The 19726-nt window shown below is 62.7% G+C and carries 17 protein-coding genes; 14 read left to right on the top strand and 3 right to left on the bottom strand.

Annotated elements, in window-relative coordinates; translation table 11 throughout:
* Positions 1 to 7: 7 nt before the first annotated feature.
* A complete protein-coding gene (locus MOQ67_RS24275) occupies positions 8 to 685 on the top strand; it encodes a response regulator (protein ID WP_046382350.1) in 678 nt (225 codons plus the stop codon).
* Positions 682 to 2028 carry an ATP-binding protein gene (locus MOQ67_RS24270; protein WP_126587164.1) on the top strand — a complete coding sequence of 449 codons (1347 nt, stop codon included), beginning with the start codon at positions 682 to 684 and terminating at the stop codon, positions 2026 to 2028. The genes MOQ67_RS24275 and MOQ67_RS24270 overlap by 4 nt, the downstream gene beginning before the upstream one ends.
* Before the next feature lie 21 nt (positions 2029 to 2049).
* Here MOQ67_RS24270 and MOQ67_RS24265 read toward each other — a convergent pair whose 3' ends face one another.
* Positions 2050 to 3048, bottom strand: a complete 999-nt coding sequence (locus MOQ67_RS24265; protein WP_198717489.1) for an AraC family transcriptional regulator — start codon at positions 3046 to 3048, stop codon at positions 2050 to 2052.
* A 339-nt stretch (positions 3049 to 3387) separates the two neighbouring features.
* Here MOQ67_RS24265 and MOQ67_RS24260 point away from each other — a divergent pair, with 339 nt between their 5' ends.
* From MOQ67_RS24260 to MOQ67_RS24240, 5 genes are all read left to right on the top strand, one after another.
* Positions 3388 to 4719 (top strand): dicarboxylate/amino acid:cation symporter, encoded by a 1332-nt coding sequence (locus tag MOQ67_RS24260; RefSeq protein ID WP_198717490.1) that lies wholly within the window; start codon positions 3388 to 3390, stop codon positions 4717 to 4719.
* A 254-nt stretch (positions 4720 to 4973) separates the two neighbouring features.
* The gene (locus tag MOQ67_RS24255) at positions 4974 to 5444 is read left to right on the top strand and encodes a (2Fe-2S)-binding protein (protein ID WP_046382354.1); all 471 of its coding nucleotides are present in this window, start codon (positions 4974 to 4976) and stop codon (positions 5442 to 5444) included.
* Positions 5441 to 7762 carry a xanthine dehydrogenase family protein molybdopterin-binding subunit gene (locus MOQ67_RS24250; protein WP_198717491.1) on the top strand — a complete coding sequence of 774 codons (2322 nt, stop codon included), beginning with the start codon at positions 5441 to 5443 and terminating at the stop codon, positions 7760 to 7762. Before MOQ67_RS24255 ends, MOQ67_RS24250 begins: the two co-directional genes overlap by 4 nt.
* Positions 7762 to 8748: an XdhC family protein gene (locus MOQ67_RS24245; protein ID WP_057005502.1), complete on the top strand. Its 987-nt coding sequence runs from the start codon at positions 7762 to 7764 to the stop codon at positions 8746 to 8748. Before MOQ67_RS24250 ends, MOQ67_RS24245 begins: the two co-directional genes overlap by 1 nt.
* A complete protein-coding gene (locus tag MOQ67_RS24240; RefSeq protein WP_198717492.1) occupies positions 8745 to 9329 on the top strand; it encodes a nucleotidyltransferase family protein in 585 nt (194 codons plus the stop codon). The genes MOQ67_RS24245 and MOQ67_RS24240 overlap by 4 nt, the downstream gene beginning before the upstream one ends.
* 177 nt (positions 9330 to 9506) lie before the next feature.
* On the opposite strand, the gene rne is transcribed toward MOQ67_RS24240, so the two are convergent.
* Positions 9507 to 12707 (bottom strand): ribonuclease E, encoded by a 3201-nt coding sequence (rne, locus tag MOQ67_RS24235; protein ID WP_198717493.1) that lies wholly within the window; start codon positions 12705 to 12707, stop codon positions 9507 to 9509.
* Between the two features lie 768 nt (positions 12708 to 13475).
* Between rne and rluC the strand changes: the two genes are divergently transcribed.
* Genes rluC through sppA form a run of 3 tightly spaced genes read left to right on the top strand, consistent with a single transcriptional unit; the run spans position 13476 to position 16089 of the window.
* Entirely contained in the window at positions 13476 to 14435 is a 960-nt protein-coding gene (rluC, locus tag MOQ67_RS24230) for a 23S rRNA pseudouridine(955/2504/2580) synthase RluC (RefSeq protein WP_046382359.1), read from the top strand.
* Positions 14422 to 15084 (top strand): HAD-IA family hydrolase, encoded by a 663-nt coding sequence (locus tag MOQ67_RS24225; protein WP_046489270.1) that lies wholly within the window; start codon positions 14422 to 14424, stop codon positions 15082 to 15084. Before rluC ends, MOQ67_RS24225 begins: the two co-directional genes overlap by 14 nt.
* Positions 15085 to 15105: 21 nt before the next feature.
* Positions 15106 to 16089 carry a signal peptide peptidase SppA gene (gene sppA / locus MOQ67_RS24220; protein WP_046382361.1) on the top strand — a complete coding sequence of 328 codons (984 nt, stop codon included), beginning with the start codon at positions 15106 to 15108 and terminating at the stop codon, positions 16087 to 16089.
* A 131-nt stretch (positions 16090 to 16220) separates the two neighbouring features.
* Here the strand turns inward: sppA and MOQ67_RS24215 are convergent, their stop codons facing one another.
* Positions 16221 to 16799: a Maf family protein gene (locus MOQ67_RS24215; RefSeq protein ID WP_046382362.1), complete on the bottom strand. Its 579-nt coding sequence runs from the start codon at positions 16797 to 16799 to the stop codon at positions 16221 to 16223.
* Positions 16800 to 16904: 105 nt separating this feature from the next.
* On the opposite strand from MOQ67_RS24215, the gene MOQ67_RS24210 reads away from it, so the two are divergent.
* From MOQ67_RS24210 to fabD, 4 genes are all read left to right on the top strand, one after another.
* A complete protein-coding gene (locus MOQ67_RS24210; protein ID WP_198717494.1) occupies positions 16905 to 17435 on the top strand; it encodes a YceD family protein in 531 nt (176 codons plus the stop codon).
* Between the two features lie 13 nt (positions 17436 to 17448).
* On the top strand, positions 17449 to 17631 hold the full coding sequence (gene rpmF, locus MOQ67_RS24205) for a 50S ribosomal protein L32 (RefSeq protein WP_008152339.1): 183 nt from the start codon (positions 17449 to 17451) through the stop codon (positions 17629 to 17631).
* Positions 17632 to 17635: 4 nt separating this feature from the next.
* Complete coding sequence (plsX, locus tag MOQ67_RS24200) at positions 17636 to 18646, top strand: phosphate acyltransferase PlsX (RefSeq protein ID WP_082118866.1); 1011 nt, start codon at positions 17636 to 17638, stop codon at positions 18644 to 18646.
* A gap of 126 nt (positions 18647 to 18772) precedes the next feature.
* Positions 18773 to 19711: an ACP S-malonyltransferase gene (gene fabD / locus MOQ67_RS24195; protein ID WP_046489281.1), complete on the top strand. Its 939-nt coding sequence runs from the start codon at positions 18773 to 18775 to the stop codon at positions 19709 to 19711.
* Positions 19712 to 19726: the final 15 nt, after the last annotated feature.

Genomic DNA, 19726 nt, shown 5'->3' with positions numbered 1-19726 from the left:
GAGCCTTATGAAATTGCTGGTCGTGGAAGATGAGGCTCTGTTGCGTCATCACCTGTATACCCGCCTGACCGACAGCGGGCACGTGGTCGAAGCCGTGGCCAACGCGGAGGAGGCCTTGTACCAGACTGGCCAATTCAACCATGACCTGGCGATCATCGACCTCGGCCTGCCCGGCATGGGCGGTCTTGATCTGATCCGCCAACTGCGCGCCCAGGACAAGACCTTCCCGATCCTGATCCTCACCGCTCGCGGCAACTGGCAGGACAAGGTCGAAGGCCTGGCCGCCGGCGCCGACGACTACGTGGTCAAGCCGTTCCAGTTCGAAGAACTGGAAGCGCGGATGAACGCGTTGCTGCGTCGTTCCAGCGGCTTTACCCAATCGACCATCGTCGCCGGCCCCTTGCTGCTGGACCTCAACCGCAAGCAGGCCTCGTTGGACGAGCAGCCCCTGGCGCTGACCGCCTACGAGTACCGGATTCTCGAGTACCTGATGCGTCACCATCAGCAGGTAGTGCCCAAGGATCGCTTGATGGAGCAGCTCTACCCCGATGACGACGAGCGCGACCCGAATGTCATCGAAGTGCTGGTCGGCCGCCTGCGCCGTAAACTGGAAGGCCCGGGCGGGTTCAAGCCGATCGACACCGTGCGTGGCCTGGGCTATCTGTTCAATGAGCGCTGTCGTTGATTCGCTCGTTACGTGTGCGCTTGATGCTGGCGGCCGCCACCCTGGCCGTGCTGTTTATGCTGGGTTTGTTGCCGGCCATGCAGGGCGCGTTCAGCCTGGCCCTGCAGGACTCGATCGAGCAGCGCCTGGCGTCGGACGTCACCACCTTGATTTCGGCGGCGCGGGTCGAAAACAACCGCCTGCAGATGCCGGCGCAGTTGCCGGACGAACGCTTCAACCTCACCGATAGCCGGTTGCTCGGTTATATCTACGACCGCGAAGGCCATCTGGTGTGGCGCTCGCGGGCGACCCAGGAAGAAAACATCAACTACAGGCCGCGCTATGACGGGCGCGGTAATGAGTTTGCGCGGATTCGCGAGGGCAATGGCCAGGAATTCTTCGTGTATGACGTCGAGGTCAAGCTGCTCGGCGGCAAGAGTGCGGCGTTCAGCATCGTCGCGCTGCAACCGGTGCGCGAATACCAGTTGACCCTCGAAGGCCTGCGCGAAAACCTCTACCTGGGCTTCGGCGCGGCGTTGCTGGTGTTGCTGACGTTGCTCTGGCTGGGCCTGACCTGGGGCCTGCAAGCGTTGCGGCGCCTGAGCCAGGAGCTGGACCAGATCGAAGGCGGCACCCGCGAAAGCCTCAGCGAAGAACACCCGCGCGAACTGCTGCGCCTCACCGGGTCTCTCAACCGCTTGCTGCACAGTGAACGCGAGCAGCGTACCCGCTACCGCGATTCCCTCGACGACTTGGCCCACAGCCTGAAAACCCCGCTGGCGGTGTTGCAGGGCGTGAGCGAAGACATGGCCCAGCGCCCCGAAGACCGCGACCAGGCCTGGGTGCTGCAATCGCAGATCGAACGCATGAGCCAGCAGATCAGCTACCAGTTGCAGCGCGCCAGCCTGCGTAAAAGCGGCCTGGTACGCCATCAGGTACGCCTGCAGCCGGTACTGCAAAGCCTGTGCGACACGCTGGACAAGGTCTACCGCGACAAGCACGTCAAAGTGAGCTTCGCGTTGCCGGACGCGTGCGATGTGCCCATCGAAAAAGGCGCTTTGCTGGAACTGCTCGGCAACCTGCTGGAAAACGCCTACCGCCTGTGCCTGAGCGAAGTGCGTATCAGCCTGGTGGAAAGTCTGGATGGCATCGAACTGTGCATCGAAGATGACGGCCCCGGTGTGCCGCCCGACCAGCGCGCGCGGATTCTGCAACGGGGCGAGCGGCTGGACCGCCAGCACCCGGGGCAGGGGATCGGCCTGGCGGTGGTCAAGGACATCATTGAAAGCTACGGCGCGCGCCTGACCCTGGGCGACTCGCCTTTGGGGGGCGCGGCGTTCAAGATCCACTTTCCGACCGTTTGACCTTCCTTGAGCGGCGCCTGCCTAACTCTCCTGTGCCCGATAAGCCCCCGGCGTCAATCCCGTCCACTTCTTGAACGCCCGATGAAACGCCGACGGCTCGGAGAACCCGAGCTGCTCGGCAATTTCCTGCAATGACAGATCCGCGCGTCCCAGGTGGTAAATGGCGATGTCCCGCCGCAGCTCATCCTTGAGCGCTTGAAAACTGCTGCCTTCTTCACGCAGATGTCGGCGCAGGGTCTGCGGGCTGATGTGCAAGTGCTGGGCAACGGCGTCCAGGTCCGGCCAGGGTGTGCGGTCACGGCTGAGCTGGCGGCGGATCTGGCTGCTCAAACTGTCGCCCTCATCGGGCCGCGACAACAAGTCGGCGGGGGAGCGCTGCAGGAAATGCTTGAGGGTGCGCTCGTCCTGCAGCAGCGGCAGGCTCAAGTAACGCGCAGGAAACACCAGGCTGCTGTTCGGTGCGTCGAACACCTGCGGGCAGGGAAACAACAGGTCGTATTCGCTGGCGTGGGCCGGCATCGGGTAGCTGAACGTGGCCTGCTGCAGGCGGATGCGCTGGCCGATCAACCAACTGCCGAGGCGATGCCAGATCAGCAGCAGGGATTCGCTGAGAAAGTGATCCGGGTCCCCGAGCTGGGAGTCGTCCAGGCTCAAGCGGGCCATTTCGCCTTCCCGTGTCAGCTGCCAACGCGGACCTTGTGGGAATAGGCTGTAAAACAACAGGCCGCGTTCGAGTGCCTTCTCCAGGGTGCGGCAATGGATCAGCGCGTGGCACATCATGGCGAACGTGCCGCGCTTGCTCGGACCTTCGGCAAAGCCCAGGTATTCGTCGTCCAGCGCGAGCCAGAGCATTTGCAACAGCCGGGTAAATTGTTCCGGGGCGATGCGGGCGCGGGGTTCGTTCAGCAGTTCCGGGGTGATGCCCACCTGCTGCAACAGGCCCGAGTAGTCGTAGCCGGCCCGGCGCGCACCGCCGAGGGCCGCTCGGGCGTAGTGACTGGCGATGGTACGTTCGCGCATGCAAGGGCCTCGTCCATGGAAGGGCGGATGGTAGCCATCACCCGCTACAGCGACAAGGCGGATATCCGCCAAATTGTAGGACGAGATACGGCGAGTTGGCGGAAACCCGCCATGCAATGGACGGCGCTCAGGCGCGCCTTGATCCCTCCAGCCCTGATGTCTAGGGGGCTTCAGGCCGTTTCAGCAAAGTGGCACGACGTTTGCGATAAGGATTACAGCGCAGGCTTGGTCCTACAGGTCTCGCAAACAACAAATCCCTCCAGTGCAGGAGGGTTCGCAATTCAAGTGCCGTGGGCAATGGCGGATATTTGCCACACGGGACGATTGAGGAACTTTGCAATGACGACTCGTCAGCCACTGTACAAATCCCTGTATTTCCAGGTGATCGTTGCCATCGTTATCGGTATTTTGCTCGGTCACTTCTACCCGCAGACCGGTGTGGAGCTCAAGCCGCTGGGTGACGGGTTCATCAAACTGATCAAAATGGTCATCGCCCCGATCATCTTCTGCACCGTTGTCAGCGGCATCGCTGGCATGCAGAGCATGAAATCGGTCGGCAAAACCGGCGGCTACGCGCTGCTGTACTTCGAAGTCGTGTCCTCCATCGCCCTGCTGATCGGCCTGTTCGTGGTGAACGTCGTGCAGCCGGGCGCCGGCATGCACATCGACGTGGCCACCCTGGACGCTTCGAAAATCGCGGCCTATGCCACGGCCGGTGCGAACCAGAGCATCGTTGGCTTCCTGCTCAACGTGATCCCGAACACCATCGTCGGCGCATTCGCCAACGGTGACATCCTGCAAGTGCTGATGTTCTCGGTGATCTTCGGTTTCGCCCTGCATCGCCTGGGTGCCTACGGCAAGCCGGTGCTGGACTTCATCGATCGCTTCGCCCACGTGATGTTCAACATCATCAACATGATCATGAAGCTCGCGCCGCTCGGTGCGCTGGGTGCCATGGCATTCACCATCGGTGCCTACGGTGTCGGCTCCCTGGTGCAATTGGGCCAGTTGATGATCTGCTTCTACATCACCTGCGTCCTGTTCGTGGTGGTGGTGCTCGGCGCCATCTGCCGCGCGCACGGCTTCAGCGTGCTGAAACTGATCCGCTACATCCGTGAAGAGCTGCTGATCGTTCTGGGTACGTCCTCGTCTGAATCGGCACTGCCACGCATGCTGATCAAGATGGAGCGTCTGGGCGCGAAGAAATCCGTGGTTGGCCTGGTGATCCCGACCGGCTACTCGTTCAACCTCGACGGTACCTCGATCTACCTGACCATGGCTGCCGTGTTCATCGCCCAGGCGACTGACACGCACATGGACATCACCCATCAGATCACGTTGTTGCTGGTGCTGCTGCTGTCCTCCAAAGGTGCTGCAGGCGTGACCGGCAGTGGTTTCATCGTACTCGCCGCGACCCTGTCGGCCGTAGGCCACCTGCCGGTTGCCGGCCTGGCGCTGATCCTGGGTATCGACCGCTTCATGTCCGAAGCCCGTGCGCTGACCAACCTGGTCGGTAACGCCGTGGCGACTCTGGTGGTAGCCAAGTGGGTCAACGAACTGGACGAAGATAAGCTGCAAGTCGAGCTGGCTTCCGGTGGTCGTGGGATCTCCGACACCCGTGAAGAAGATGACCTGGGCGTGGCCGAAGGCCCTGCGCCGGCGATCAAGTAACCCGCTGATGGCGTGAACTGACGCCCACAGCAATCCGCAAACGCCCCGACTGGTTCGGGGCGTTTGCGTTTCTGCGCGGCCAAATTCGAATTTTTTGGTTTACAGTTAGTCAATGCTCCATCAAAGGCCCGGTGAAGATCCGTCTTCGCAAGAGAGCCTCCTCAGCCTGAGCCCATCTGCGCGCACCCGAACCAGCGATACCTTTCGCGGCAGATGGCTCGCCCCTAAATGCAAAAAATAGGCGGGCGTGCCCAATGATTACCCTGAAACTCAATGGTCAAGACCATCAACTGGACGTCACCGAGGATATGCCGCTGTTGTGGGCGATTCGCGATGTGGCGGGTTACAACGGCACCAAATTCGGCTGCGGCATGGGCCTGTGCGGCGCATGCACCATTCATATCGACGGCGCCCCGGCGCGCAGTTGCATCACTCCGATCGGCGCGGTCAAGGGCCAGGCCGTGAGCACCATCGACAACCTGCACACCGACCCCATCGGCCAGGTCGTGCAGCAAGCCTGGCTGGACAGTGCCGTGGCCCAGTGCGGTTACTGCCAGGGCGGGCAAATCATGTCGGCCACCGCGCTGCTGAAAACCAACCCCAACCCCAGCGACGAGCAGATCGAGGAGGCGATGGTCGGCAATATCTGCCGCTGCGGCACCTACAACCGCATCAAGACCGCGATCCGCCAGGCCTCGACGCACCTGCAGGGGGCCAAGGCATGAACCGCTTACCCGCTGATTTCGTCCTCGATAACCTCAGCCGTCGCGGTTTCCTCAAGGGCGTCGGCGCCACCGGCGCGCTGGTGATCGCCGCCAGTTGGGGCCTGCCCGCAGCGTTTGCCGCCGATGCCGCCAAGAAGTATGGCGGCGATGCCATGCCCCATGGGCTGATCGATGACCCCAAGGTCTACGTCAGCATTGCCACCGACGGCACCGTGACCGTGATCTGCAACCGTTCGGAAATGGGCCAGGGCGTGCGTACCAGCCTGAGCCTGGTAGTCGCCGATGAGTTGGACGCCGATTGGGCCCACGTGCGCGTCCAGCAGGCGCCGGCTGACGAGGTGCGTTACGGCAACCAGGACACCGATGGCTCGCGCAGCATGCGCCACTGGTTCGAACCGATGCGGCGTTGCGGCGCGAGTGTGCGCGCGATGCTGGAACAGGCGGCTGCCGAACAGTGGAAGGTGCCGCTGGGCGAGTGCCGTGCGCAGCTGCATAAGGTGGTTCACCAGCCCAGCGGTCGCACCTTGGGCTATGGCGAGCTGGCCACCGCTGCCGGAGCATTGGCGGTGCCGGCGCGCGACACGCTGCGCCTCAAGCAGCCGTCGGAGTTCCGCTACATCGGCAAAGAGGGCGTCAAGGCCATCGACGGCGCCGATATCGTCAACGGTCGCGCGGTCTACGGCGCGGACGTGCATTTCGACGGCATGCTCTACGCCACCATTGCACGGCCGACGGTGTATGGCGGCAAGGTCAAATCCTTCGATGCCAGTGCGGCGTTGAAGGTGCCGGGGGTGATCAGGGTCCTCGAAATCGAAAGCCGGCCTCTGCCCTCGGAGTTCCAGCCACTGGGCGGCGTGGCCGTGGTGGCCAGCAACACATGGGCGGCGATCAAGGGCCGCGATGCGCTGGCGATTGTCTGGGATGACGGCGTCAACGCCGGCTACAACTCGATCGATTACCGCAAGGAACTGGAAGCGGCCGCGCGGCAACCGGGCAAAGTGGTGCGCAACACCGGCACCCTCGAGCAGGCGATGAACGAGGCCGACAGTACTTTGGACGCCGCTTATTATTTGCCGCATCTGGCCCAGTCACCGATGGAACCGATGGTTGCCGTTGCCCGTTTCGACAAGGGCCAGTGCGAAGCCTGGGCCCCTAGCCAGGCGCCCCAAGTGACCCGTGAGCGCGTCGCCGAGCGCCTGGGCGTGCCTTTCGATAACGTGACGATCAATGTCACGCTGCTGGGCGGCGGTTTCGGTCGCAAGTCCAAGCCGGACTTTGTGGTCGAGGCGGCCATCCTCGCCAAGGAATTCCCCGGCAAGGCCGTGCGCGTGCAGTGGACCCGTGAAGATGACATCCACAACTCCTACTTCCACACGGTTTCCGCCGAGTACCTCAAGGCCGGCCTGAACAAGGACGGCCTGCCTTCCGCCTGGCTGCACCGCACCGTCGCGCCGAGCATCACCGCGTTGTTTGCGCCGGGGATGAACCACGAGGCGGCGTTCGAGCTGGGCATGGGCTTTACCAACATGGCCTACGCGATTCCCAACGTGCGCCTGGAAAACCCCGAAGCCGCCGCCCACACCCGGGTTGGCTGGTACCGCTCGGTATCGAACATCCCGCATGGCTTTGCGATTCAGAGCTTTGTCGATGAGCTGGCGCACAAGGCCGGTCAGGACCCGTTGCAGTACCAACTCAAACTGCTTGGGCCGGACCGTCAGATCGATCCGAAAACCCTGAGCGATGAGTGGAACTACGGCGAATCCCCGGAGCGCTACCCGATCGATACCGCCCGCCTGCGCGGCGTCCTCGAAACCGCCGCCAAAGCCGCCGGCTGGGGGCGCACGCTACCCAAGGGGCGAGGCCTGGGGCTGGCGGTGCATTACAGTTTTGTCACCTATGTGGCGGCGGTGATCGAGGTGGAAGTCAAAGACGACGGCACGCTGATCGTCCACAAGGCGGATATCGCTGTGGACTGCGGCCCGCAGATCAACCCGGAACGCATTCGCTCGCAATTCGAAGGCGCCTGCGTGATGGGCCTGGGCAACGCGGTATTGGGCGAGATCAGCTTCAAGGACGGCAAGGTCCAGCAGGACAACTTCCATATGTATGAAGTGGCGCGCATGTCCCTGGCGCCCAAGGTCGTCGCGGTCCACCTGGTCACGCCACAGGGCGAGGTGCCGTTGGGCGGTGTCGGTGAGCCCGGCGTGCCGCCGATTGCGCCGGCGCTGTGCAACGCGATCTTTGCCGCCACCGGCAAGCGTATTCGCAACCTGCCCGTGCGTTATCAGTTGCAAGGCTGGCAGGAGGCGAAGGCTTGATGGACAGCGTGGATCTGAATGTCCTGCGCAGCGTGCTCGAATGGCGCCGCGCGGGGCAGCGGGTGGTGTTGTACAGCGTGGTCCAGACCTGGGGCAGCGCGCCGCGTCCGCCCGGGGCCATGCTGGCCTTGCGCGGCGACGGGGTGGTGATCGGCTCGGTGTCCGGCGGTTGCATTGAAGACGACTTGATTGCGCGTCTGCAGGATGGTCGGTTGGCGGACGACGGGCCCGCGGTGCAGTTGGTGACCTATGGCGTGACACGCGATGAAGCGGCGCGTTTCGGCCTGCCGTGCGGCGGCACCCTGCGCCTGACCGAAGAGCGCGTGACGGAGTGGCAGTGGGTGGCCGAGTTGCTGGCGCGCTGTGACGCCCATGAAATCGTCGCTCGGGAGCTGGACCTGGCCACCGGCGACGTGAGCTTGAGCCCCGCGAGCAAGACCGACGTGGTGAGCTTCGACGGCGAGCGCCTGCGCGCCATTTATGGCCCGCGCTGGCGCCTGCTGTTGATCGGCGCCGGGCAGTTGTCCCGCTACGTGGCGCAGATGGCGCGGTTGCTGGATTTTGAAGTGCTGATCTGCGACCCGCGTGAAGAGTTCGCGTATGGCTGGGAAGAACCGCACGGCCGCTTTGTGCCCGGCATGCCTGATGAAGCGGTGCTGAACATCCAGACCGACGAACGCACGGCCATCGTCTGCCTGACCCACGATCCGCGCCTGGACGATATGGCGTTGCTGACGGCGCTGAACTCCAATGCGTTCTATATCGGCGCGCTGGGTTCGCGGGTCAACACGCGTAAACGCCGGGAAAACCTGGCGGCGCTGGGGTTGTCTGCGCAGGCGATCGCGCGGTTGCATGGGCCGATCGGTTTGCATATCGGCAGCCATACACCGGCGGAGATCGCGCTGTCGTTGCTGGCGGAAATTGTCGCGATCAAGAATGGCGTGGCGCCACTGCAGAAAAAGCCGCTGTCGGTGCAGGTTGAATGACCGTCACGGTGATTGTGCTGGCGGCGGGGCAGGGCAGTCGTTTTCGCGCTGAAGCCGGGGCAGATCGGGATAAATTGCTGGCTGAGTGCGTCGGCCGGGACGGGGTGGTGCGGCCGGTGATCGAGCAGGTGCTGGTGAATTTGCCGGCGTGGGCGCTAAAGCGCGTGCTGGTGACGTCGCCCGAGCGGCTTGAAGTCATTCGTCTGGCGCAGGTCCATGGCTGCGAGGTAGTGCAGCTGTGCTCGGCCGGAATCGGCGACAGCATTGCGGCAGCGGTCGCGGCCAGTGCTTCCAGTGATGGCTGGCTGGTGGTGCTGGGTGATATGCCGTTCATCCTGCCGTCCAGCATTGAACGGGTGCTGGAGCACGTGGACAGCATCAACGTGCCGGTGCATGCCGGCCAATATGGGCATCCGGTCGCGTTTGGGCGGGCGTTCGGCCCGGCGTTGATGGCGTTGACGGGCGATCGCGGGGCCAAGCCGCTGTTTGCCCAGGGGCAGGTGCGCGAGATCCAGGTAAACGACCCTGGCGTACTCTGGGATGTGGATCTGCCGCATCTGTTGGATTTCAAACCGCTCTGAAATGTGGGAGGGGGCTTGCCCCCGAATGCGGAGTGACAGGTTCAGCATCTGTGCCTGTCCCTCCGCCATCGGGGGCAAGCCCCCTCCCACATTGAATCTTCGGTGTTTTCAGAATCTGTTTGGCATAAAAAAGCCCCGCCTGAGTGATCAGGCGGGGCTTTTCAGTGGCTGATGGAATCAGACGAGGGGTTTAGGCTCGTGCTCTTCTTCCAGGGCCTTTGGGTGGTGCTCTGCCACTTCTTCAACGGAACGCGGGGTCTCGTCGACGATAGGGGCAGCGTGCTCGACCACTTCGGCGACAGCCGGTGCGGCAGCGGCAGCAGCGGCGGCCGCTTCGGCTTCCTTGCGACGACGGCGCACTTCACGTGGGTCGTTCGGCGCACGGCCGTTTTCGGTCAGGGCGCTGGCCGGTGCGGCTTCAACCACCGGGGCGGCGGCTTCGGCAACCACGGGCGCTTCAACCACTGGCGCAGGCTCGGCAACCACTACCGGAGCGGCTTCAACCACTTCGGCGACCGGGGCCGGTGCGGCTTCTACCACGGGGGCAGGCGCTTCAACCGGGGCGGCAGGTTCGGCAGTCCACTGGAAGGCGGTCTGTTCTTCGCGAACTTCACGCACGGCCGGGGCTGCGGCTTCGACAACCGGAGCTTCCACGACAGCTTCAACCACTGGCTGTGGCTCAACCACCGGGGCAGGCTCGGCGGCAGTCACTTCTTCTTGCGGCTGGGCTTCGCGAACCGGCGCAACTTCCACTTCCGGAGCCGCGGGGGCTTCGATCGGGGTGGTTGCTTCTACGACCGGTGCTTCAACCACTGGGGTCTCGGCGACTGGCGCTTCTACCGCAACGGTTTCTTCGACGGCGGCAGTGGCGCGTTCAGCCTGCTCGTGAGCCTGGGCTTCGGCAGGTGCGCTGATGACCGAGCTGGCAACAGCGGCGGTAACGGCCAGGCCGGCAGCCAGTTCGGTGCTGGTCGGTTCGCTGGTAGCGGCTTCTGCGTTCTCGCCGGCTTCTTCCGAACCTTCGATCACATTGCCGTTGGCGTCACGTTGACGCTCGCGACGGTTGCTGCGACGACGCTGGCCACGGGAGCGGCGGCGCGGACGATCGCCTTCGGCGTTGTCCTGGCCGTCTTCCTGCAGTTGCTCTTCGCCGGTCAGCACTTCTTCTTCGCTGGCGGCAGCCGCCTGCTCGGTACGTGGTTGACGTTCTTCACGCGGTGGGCGCGGTTGACGCTCTTCACGTGGCGCACGCTCTTCACGCGGCGGGCGAGCCGGGCGTTCTTCCTCGGTAGGGGCGGCAACAGCAGCGGCGGCAACGGCAACAGCTGGCGCAGCGTCCAGCGGCTCGCGCAGTTCACGCACACGTTCTTCACGCTCGCCACGCGGCTTGCGATCTTCACGCGGTGCGCGTGGTGGACGTGGTGCGCGCTCTTCGCGCGGTGCGCGTTCTTCGCGGGCTACGACCGGGGTCTCTTCACGGGCTTCGCGAGGCGCACGCTCTTCACGGGGTGCGCGCTCTTCACGCGGGGCCCGTTCTTCGCGCGGCTTGCGCTCTTCGTCACGGCGACCGTTGCGGTTACGGCTCTGCTGGCGACCGTTGCGACGCTCTTCGTTACGCGCCGGACGCTCGGTGGCAGGTTTTTCGACCACAACCGGTGCCGCAGGCTCTTCCTTGCTGGCGAACAGGCTGACCAGCGATTTCACCAGGCCCTTGAACAGGCTTGGCTCAGGCAGGGCGGCCGGGGCTGCGACCGGGGCAGCCACTTCAACCGGAACCGGTGCGTTGGCACGCGCCGGAGCGGTCTTCACGGCGGCTTCCTGGCGAACCAGGGTGCGGGTCGCGGCGGCTGGCTGGACTTCTTCCACTTCGGCAGCGGCAGCGGCGATTTCGTAGCTGGACTGGCCGCTGTGGGCTTCCGGGCTGTCATCACGCAGGCGCTGCACTTCGAAGTGCGGCGTTTCGAGGTGATCGTTCGGCAGGATGACGATACGGGCACGGGTGCGCAGTTCGATCTTGGTGATCGAGTTGCGTTTTTCGTTGAGCAGGAACGCGGCAACCGGGATCGGCACTTGTGCGCGGACTTCGGCGGTGCGGTCTTTCAGGGCTTCTTCTTCGATCAGGCGCAGGATCGCCAGGGACAGCGATTCAACGTCACGGATGATGCCGGTGCCGTTGCAACGTGGGCAGACAATGCCGCTGCTCTCGCCCAGGGACGGACGCAGGCGCTGACGGGACATTTCCAGCAGGCCGAAGCGCGAGATGCGGCCGACTTGCACGCGGGCACGGTCAGCTTCCAGGCATTCGCGGACTTTCTCTTCCACGGCGCGCTGGTTCTTGGCGGGGGTCATGTCGATGAAGTCGATCACGATCAGGCCGCCGATATCACGCAGGCGCAGCTGGCGGGCGATTTCTTCAGCCGCTTCCAGGTTGGTCTGCAGGGCGGTTTCTTCGATGTCGCTACCTTTCGTGGCGCGCGCCGAGTTGATGTCGATGGACACCAGGGCTTCGGTCGGGTCGATCACGATGGAGCCGCCGGAAGGCAGTTCGACCACGCGCTGGAAGGCGGTCTCGATCTGGCTTTCGATCTGGAAACGGTTGAACAGCGGAACGCTGTCTTCGTACAGCTTGATCTTGCTGGCGTACTGCGGCATCACCTGGCGGATGAAGGTCAGGGCTTCGTCCTGGGCTTCGACGCTGTCGATCAGCACTTCGCCGATGTCCTGGCGCAGGTAATCGCGGATGGCGCGGATGATCACGTTACTTTCCTGGTAGATCAGGAACGGCGCGGAACGATCCAGGGACGCTTCTTTGATGGCGGTCCACAGTTGCAGCAGGTAGTCGAGGTCCCACTGCATTTCTTCGCTGCTGCGGCCCAGGCCGGCAGTGCGGACGATCAGGCCCATGTCGGCTGGAGCGACCAGGCCGTTCAGCGCTTCACGCAGTTCGTTGCGTTCTTCGCCTTCGATGCGACGGGAAATGCCGCCGGCACGCGGGTTGTTCGGCATCAGTACGAGGTAACGACCGGCCAGGCTGATGAAGGTGGTCAGGGCGGCGCCCTTGTTGCCACGTTCTTCTTTTTCGACCTGGACGATGACTTCCTGGCCTTCGCTCAGGACGTCCTTGATGTTCACGCGGCCTTCGGGGGCTTTCTTGAAGTATTCGCGGGAGATTTCTTTGAGGGGCAGGAAGCCGTGGCGCTCGGAGCCGAAATCGACAAAGGCAGCCTCAAGGCTTGGTTCGATGCGAGTAATACGGCCTTTATAGATGTTGGCCTTCTTCTGCTCGCGTGCGCCGGACTCGATGTCCAGGTCGTAAAGGCGTTGGCCATCTACCAGCGCAACACGCAACTCTTCGGGTTGAGTTGCGTTAATCAGCATTCTTTTCATGTTGTACCGTCGGTTTCCGGGCTGCCGGAAACGGCGTTCGGCACACACGACTTCTCACGGTCGGTGTCAGGTGCGTCAAGAGTGGTTGGCCACTCCAGTGTCCAGCAATAACCGGCGAATTGGGCTGGTATCGCGACGGACGCGTCCTGCTTGTTAGCGGTGGTGACAAAGGCACCACTTCAACAAAAGCTAAGGTCAGGAGGAGGAATCAACCGGCGACTGTGGACGAGATGAAGCGTCTATATATAAGCCTAGTGCTACACGGTCCGACGGTTGTGCATCTCCACCCTACACGTATCCCTGATAATTCGGGTGCTGCCGCGCGCAGAATCCGCAGCGGGTTGGCATTTACCGTGTTCTCCAATGGGGAGTCCACGCTCATGGCTAAACAAGACCAAGTGTGGGCGATTGCGCTCTCACTCGGCTCTTAACAGGCGTTGTTTCCGAAGCATTCGCCATGGTGTGTCCCAAGACTGACTGCACTTTGTGAACTGGCCGTAAATATCGGCGCAAAATGCGAGTATTCACTCTGCTTTCTGCACTCGCTTCAGGCCTCATGTCACCTGCGCTTGTTACAATCTCGGGCTTTCCAAGGTAACGAAAGCCCCGTAGGACGGCCTCGCGTCCTGATGAATTGCGAAGGTCAGGGCCGGCAATTTGCCGCAAGTCCTCTGTCCAGGCCGCTTTTGGCGGCGTTCGCGACTATAGCAGTAATGATTAAGTGCTTCAATTCCATAAAAAATTGTTATCATCGCCGACATGACGACTACCGCCCCCCAGACCCCCAGCGTCCAGCTGCTCGAGGTCTCGCCGGAATATGCCGGCCAACGCATCGACAATTTTCTCCTGGCCAGGCTCAAAGGCGTGCCCAAGACCTTGATCTACCGCATTTTGCGTAAAGGCGAAGTGCGCGTGAACAAGGGTCGCATCAAGCCCGAGTACAAGCTGCAGGCGGGTGATATCGTGCGGGTGCCGCCGGTGCGCGTGCCTGAGCGCGACGAACCTGTGCCGCTGGCTCAGGGCCTGTTGCAGCGCCTTGAAGCGTCGATTGTCTACGAAGACAGCAAGCTGATCGTGATCAACAAGCCCTGCGGCATTGCGGTTCACGGCGGCAGCGGCCTGAGTTTCGGCGTGATCGAAGCCTTTCGTCAGTTGCGTCCGGATGCCAAGGAGCTGGAGCTGGTCCATCGCCTCGACCGCGACACCTCCGGCCTGCTTATGATCGCCAAGAAGCGCAGCATGTTGCGCCACTTGCACACCGCCCTGCGCGGCGATGGCGTGGACAAGCGCTACATGGCGCTGGTGCGCGGCAACTGGGCCAGCTCGATCAAGAGCGTGCGCGCGCCGTTGCAGAAGAGCAACCTGCGCTCCGGCGAGCGCATGGTCGAAGTGGACGAGGAGGGCAAAGAAGCCCTGACCCTGTTCAAGGTGCTGCGCCGCTTCGGCGACTTCGCCACCCTGGTCGAGGCCAAGCCGGTCACCGGGCGCACTCACCAGATTCGCGTGCACACCCTGCATGCGGGCCACTGCATTGCCGGTGATACCAAGTACGGCGACGAGGCGTTCTCCAAGGAGATTCGCGACCTGGGCGGCAAACGCCTGTTCCTGCACGCCTACATGCTCACCGTACCGCTGCCCGATGGTGGCGAATTGAAATTGCAGGCGCCGGTCGATGAGATGTGGGCCAAGACCGTGGAGCGTTTGAGTGCCGCACCTTGACTACAAACTGCTGATTTTCGATTGGGACGGCACGCTGGCCAACTCCATTGGCCGTATCGTCGAGGCCATGCACATGGCCTCGACGCGTTCTGGCTTCGAGCTGTGCAGCGATCTGGCGGTCAAGGGCATTATCGGCCTGGGGTTGCCTGAGGCGATTCGCACTTTGTACCCGCACATCGCTGACGCTGAATTGGTCGCGTTCCGCGAGCATTATGCCGATCACTACATTGCGCTGGAGGCCGAGCCTTCGCCGCTGTTTGATGGCGTGGTGCAGTCCCTGGAAGCGTTCCGCGCCGAGGGTTATCAGCTGGCGGTCGCCACCGGCAAGGCCCGCCGCGGCCTGGACCGGGTGCTCAGGGCCCACGGCTGGGAAGACTATTTCGACGTTACCCGCGCAGCGGACGAAACCGCCAGCAAGCCCCATCCGCTGATGCTTGAGCAGATCCTCGCCCATTGCGGCGTGTCGCCACGCCAAGCGTTGATGGTCGGCGACGCGTCTTTCGACCTGATGATGGCGCGCAACGCCGGCATGGACAGCGTGGCGGTCAGCTACGGTGCGCAGGCTGCCGAGGCGCTGCAGGCATACGAGCCCAGGCTGACGATCGATCATTTTTCTGAATTGCAGGCCTGGCTCAGCCGGGCCCACTGAGTCTTTGCTGGGGTAGATGGCATGAGTGATGAGTGGAAAGCGCCCGAAAAGGCCGACAGCAGTGACGACAAGAGTTGGAAGCTGCTGGAGAAGACCCTTCTGGCCAGCGTGCAAGAGCAGCGTCGTTCGCGGCGCTGGGGGATTTTCTTCAAGCTGCTGACCTTTGTTTACCTGCTCGGCATGCTGGTGCTGTTCAGCCCGCTGGTGGACATGGAAAAAACCGCGACCCGTGGCTCCAGCTATACCGCCTTGATCGAAGTGCGCGGGGTGATTGCCGACAAGGAGTCCGCCAGCGCCGACAATATCGTCACCAGTCTGCGCACCGCGTTCGAAGACCCCAAGGTCAAGGGCGTGATCCTGCGCATCAACAGCCCAGGCGGCAGCCCGGTGCAATCGGGCTACGTGTATGACGAGATTCGCCGCCTGCGCGCGCTGCATCCGCAGATCAAGCTGTACGCGGTGATCTCCGACCTGGGCGCCTCGGGTGCGTATTACATCGCCAGTGCCGCTGACCAGATCTACGCCGACAAGGCCAGCCTGGTGGGTTCCATTGGCGTCACGGCGGCCGGTTACGGCTTTGTCGGCACCATGGAGAAGCTCGGTGTGGAGCGTCGCACCTACACCTCGGGCGAGCATAAGGCGTTCCTCGACCCGTTCCAGCCGCAAAAGGCCGATGAAACCCAGTTCTGGCAGAGCGTGCTCGACACCACTCATCGCCAGTTCATTGCCAGCGTCAAGCAAGGGCGCGGTGATCGTCTGAAGGATAAGGACCATCCGGAGCTGTTCTCCGGGCTGGTCTGGTCTGGCGAGCAGGCCTTGCCGCTGGGCTTGATCGATGGCCTGGGCAGTGCCAGTTCGGTGGCGCGGGACGTGATTGGTGAAAAGGAACTGGTGGACTTCACCGTTCAGGAGTCGCCGTTTGACCGGTTCTCCAAGAAACTCGGCGCCAGCGTGGCGGAGAAGTTGGCCTTGTACATGGGCTTCCAGGGCCCGACCCTGCGCTGAGATCCCAAGGTCTGCGTAGATAAATGTGGGAGGGAGCTTGCTCCCGATTGCGGTGGATCAGCCAGCTTATCTGTAGCTGACCCACCGCAATCGGGAGCAAGCTCCCTCCCACATTTGGTTTTGCGCTGGTTTTAAGGGATTTGCACGCCCTCGGCCAGCAGCATATCCACCAGGCGAATCAGAGGTAGACCGACGAGGCTGGTCGCATCCGGGCCTTCGGTGCTTTGGAACAGGCTCACGCCCAGCCCTTCGGCCTTGAAGCTGCCCGCGCAGTCATAGGGCTGCTCGATCCGCAGGTAGCGCTCGACCCGCTCCGCGTCCAGCACGCGCATGTGCACGGTGAACGGCACGCAGTCGACCTGGCAATGCCCGGTCTCGCTGTTCAGCAGCGCCAGCCCGGTGAGGAAACTGACACGCTTGCCGCTGGCCGCCAGCAGTTGCTCGCGGGCGTTCTCGAAGGTGTGGGGTTTGCCGATGATCCGGCCTTCGAGTGCGGCGACCTGATCGGAGCCGATGATCAGGTGCCCTGGATGGCGGGCGGCGAGGGCGCGGGCTTTCTCTTCGGCCAGGCGTTTGACCAGTTCGACGGCTGACTCATTTGCGCGGTGGCTTTCATCGATATCCGGCGAGCTGCAGATGAACGGTAAGTGCAGGCGGCTCAGCAATTCCCGGCGATAGACCGAGCTGGATGCGAGTAATAAAGGCAGCATGGGCGTCTCCTCAGGGCGACCGGCGATTCTAGCGGGACGACCGGCTGACGCACAGGGCTGAATTTCCTTTGACATGGCTGGGGGCATCCCTATAATGCTGCGCCTATGTTGAATGACCCGATTCCACCTCACGTTGACCCGCGCAAATTGGCTGATCGTGGCACTTCCCTTCAAGGTGAATTGCTGCTGGCCGATTTGGAGAGACTCTGCGACCCGCTTTCCGACACTGTCGGTACGGTGCAGGCCAAATTCATTTTTGAACGAGATGAACGTAAATCTGTGGTTATTCACAGCTTTATCGACACCGAGGTCAAAATGGTTTGCCAGCGTTGTCTTGAGCTGGTCACCCTGCCGATTCACAGCGAATGCAGTTACGCTGTGGTAAAGGAGGGTGCGAATACCCAGTCGTTGCCGAAAGGTTATGACGTGCTGGAACTGGGCGAAGATCCTTTGGATCTGCATGCACTGATCGAGGAGGAGCTTTTGCTCGCCTTGCCCATTGTGCCTGCTCATCATCCGGAAGAATGCCAGCAGCCGGCGGGCCTCGATGACGAGTCCGAACCGAGCGAGGACGAGGTAACGCGGTCCAACCCGTTCAGTGTATTGGCGCAGTTAAAGCGTGACCCAAACGTTTAGGAGTTAATCAATTATGGCTGTTCAGCAGAACAAAAAATCCCGCTCTGCCCGTGACATGCGTCGTTCGCACGACGCCCTGACGGCAAGCACTCTGTCTGTAGAAAAAACCACCGGTGAAATTCACCTGCGTCACCACGTATCGCCAGAAGGCGTATACCGTGGCCGTAAAGTGATCGACAAGGGCGCTGACGAGTAATCACTTGTCTGCTCAAGTCATCGCGATTGACGCAATGGGCGGGGACTTCGGTCCCCGCAGCATTGTTCAGGCTTGTATTGCCAGCCTGTCTGCTACGCCCTCGCTGCACCTGACCCTCGTCGGTCAACCTTCCCTTCTTGAAGAACTGATTGCCAGCCATCCGGCGGTGGATCGCGCGCGCCTGACGATTACGCCCGCCAGCGAAGCCATCGGCATGGATGAAAAGCCAGCGGTCGCCCTGCGTGGCAAGCCTGACTCTTCAATGCGGGTCGCCCTTGAGTTGTTGCGTGATGGCAAGGTGCAAGCCTGTGTCAGTGCCGGCAATACGGGCGCGCTGATGGCGTTGTCGCGGCATGTGCTCAAGACCTTGCCGGGGATCGACCGGCCGGCGATAGTCGCGGCGATACCGACGCAGACAGGCTATTGCCAGTTGCTCGACCTGGGCGCGAATGTCGATTGCAGTGCCGAGCATCTGTTCCAGTTCGCCGTGATGGGCTCGGTGGCTGCCGAGGCGCTGGGTGTGGCCCGTCCGCGCGTGGCCTTGCTGAATATCGGCATCGAAGACATCAAGGGCAACCAGCAGGTCAAGCTCGCCGCCGCTTTGCTGCAAGGTGCGCTGGGGTTGAACTACATCGGCTTTGTCGAAGGCGACGGTTTGTATCGCGGCGAGGCGGATGTGGTGGTGTGCGACGGGTTTGTCGGCAATATCCTGCTTAAATCCAGCGAAGGTCTGGCGACCATGATTGCCACGCGGATCGAGGCCTTGTTCAAGCGCAACCTGGCGACACGCCTGGTCGGCGCCCTGGCGTTGCCGCTGATGCGCCGCCTGCAGGAGGACCTGGCCCCGGCGCGGCATAATGGCGCAAGCTTTCTCGGCTTGCAGGGCATCGTGGTGAAAAGCCATGGCTCGGCGGGGGTGGAAGGCTTTCAGAGTGCGATTGCACGGGCGTTGATCGAGATCCAGGAAAACCTGCCGCGACGCTTGCACGGCCGCCTGGAAGATCTGTTGCCTTAGGCGAATCGGCCCGGGAATGCTTAAATGTGACCGGCCGGTTCAATTGACCATCCAATCTGTCAGTTTCGTGCGCTCCCATCGTAGGAGCGCCTATATCCGACGACCAGATCATTAGGGGCTTGTTACATGTCTACATCCCTCGCATTCGTCTTTCCAGGGCAGGGTTCGCAGTCCCTCGGCATGTTGGCCGAGCTGGGCGCGCAATATCCGCTGATCCTGGAAACCTTCAAGGAAGCTTCCGATGCCCTGGGTTACGACCTGTGGGCGCTGACCCAGCAAGGGCCGGAAGAGCAACTCAATCAAACCGATAAAACCCAGCCGGCCATCCTCACCGCTTCGATCGCCCTGTGGCGCTTGTGGCTGGCGGAAGGCGGCGCGCGTCCGGCGTTCGTCGCCGGTCACAGCCTGGGCGAATACAGTGCCCTGGTCGCTGCGGGCAGCCTGACCCTCGCTGAAGCGGTCAAGCTGGTCGAGCGTCGTGGCCAGTTGATGCAGGAAGCGGTTCCGGCCGGGCAGGGGGGCATGGCTGCCATTCTCGGCCTGGATGATGCGGTGGTGATCGCAGCCTGTGCCGAAGCGGCCCAGGGCGAAGTGGTCAGCGCGGTGAACTTCAACTCGCCGGGCCAGGTGGTGATTGCCGGTGCCAAGGCCGCCGTTGAGCGCGCCATCGAAGGCTGCAAGGCCCGTGGCGCCAAGCGTGCCTTGCCGTTGCCGGTGAGCGTGCCGTCGCACTGCGAGCTGATGCGCCCGGCGGCCGAGCGTTTTGCCGAGTCCATCGCCGCCATCAACTGGCAGGCGCCGCAGATCCCGCTGGTGCAGAACGTCAGCGCGGCGGTTGCCGCGGATCTCGACACCCTCAAGCGCGACCTGCTGGAACAACTCTACAAGCCGGTGCGTTGGGTTGAATCGGTACAGACCCTGGCCGCCAACGGCGCCACCGAGTTGGTCGAGTGCGGCCCGGGCAAAGTCCTGGCCGGCCTGAACAAGCGCTGCGCCGACGGCGTGTCGACCTCCAACCTCAATACCCCGGATGCCTTTGCGGCCGCTCGCGCGGCACTGGCCTGAACCCCGAACTTAGGA

It is taken from the genome of Pseudomonas sp. LY-1 (genome assembly GCF_053502595.1).
This window is presented reverse-complemented; position numbering and strand designations above follow the sequence as displayed.

Excerpts from the sequence above, each read along its gene's own strand:
- MOQ67_RS24215 (WP_046382362.1), bottom strand. The coding sequence starts at position 16,799 with ATGCTGCCTTTATTACTCGCATCCAGCTCGGTCTATCGCCGGGAATTG.
- MOQ67_RS24210 (WP_198717494.1), top strand. The coding sequence starts at position 16,905 with ATGTTGAATGACCCGATTCCACCTCACGTTGACCCGCGCAAATTGGCT.
- MOQ67_RS24250 (WP_198717491.1), top strand. The coding sequence starts at position 5,441 with ATGAACCGCTTACCCGCTGATTTCGTCCTCGATAACCTCAGCCGTCGC.
- MOQ67_RS24255 (WP_046382354.1), top strand. The coding sequence starts at position 4,974 with ATGATTACCCTGAAACTCAATGGTCAAGACCATCAACTGGACGTCACC.
- MOQ67_RS24240 (WP_198717492.1), top strand. The coding sequence starts at position 8,745 with ATGACCGTCACGGTGATTGTGCTGGCGGCGGGGCAGGGCAGTCGTTTT.
- MOQ67_RS24265 (WP_198717489.1), bottom strand. The coding sequence starts at position 3,048 with ATGCGCGAACGTACCATCGCCAGTCACTACGCCCGAGCGGCCCTCGGC.
- fabD (WP_046489281.1), top strand. The coding sequence starts at position 18,773 with ATGTCTACATCCCTCGCATTCGTCTTTCCAGGGCAGGGTTCGCAGTCC.
- MOQ67_RS24275 (WP_046382350.1), top strand. The coding sequence starts at position 8 with ATGAAATTGCTGGTCGTGGAAGATGAGGCTCTGTTGCGTCATCACCTG.
- rpmF (WP_008152339.1), top strand. The coding sequence starts at position 17,449 with ATGGCTGTTCAGCAGAACAAAAAATCCCGCTCTGCCCGTGACATGCGT.
- MOQ67_RS24260 (WP_198717490.1), top strand. The coding sequence starts at position 3,388 with ATGACGACTCGTCAGCCACTGTACAAATCCCTGTATTTCCAGGTGATC.
- sppA (WP_046382361.1), top strand. The coding sequence starts at position 15,106 with ATGAGTGATGAGTGGAAAGCGCCCGAAAAGGCCGACAGCAGTGACGAC.
- rne (WP_198717493.1), bottom strand. The coding sequence starts at position 12,707 with ATGCTGATTAACGCAACTCAACCCGAAGAGTTGCGTGTTGCGCTGGTA.
- MOQ67_RS24245 (WP_057005502.1), top strand. The coding sequence starts at position 7,762 with ATGGACAGCGTGGATCTGAATGTCCTGCGCAGCGTGCTCGAATGGCGC.
- rluC (WP_046382359.1), top strand. The coding sequence starts at position 13,476 with ATGACGACTACCGCCCCCCAGACCCCCAGCGTCCAGCTGCTCGAGGTC.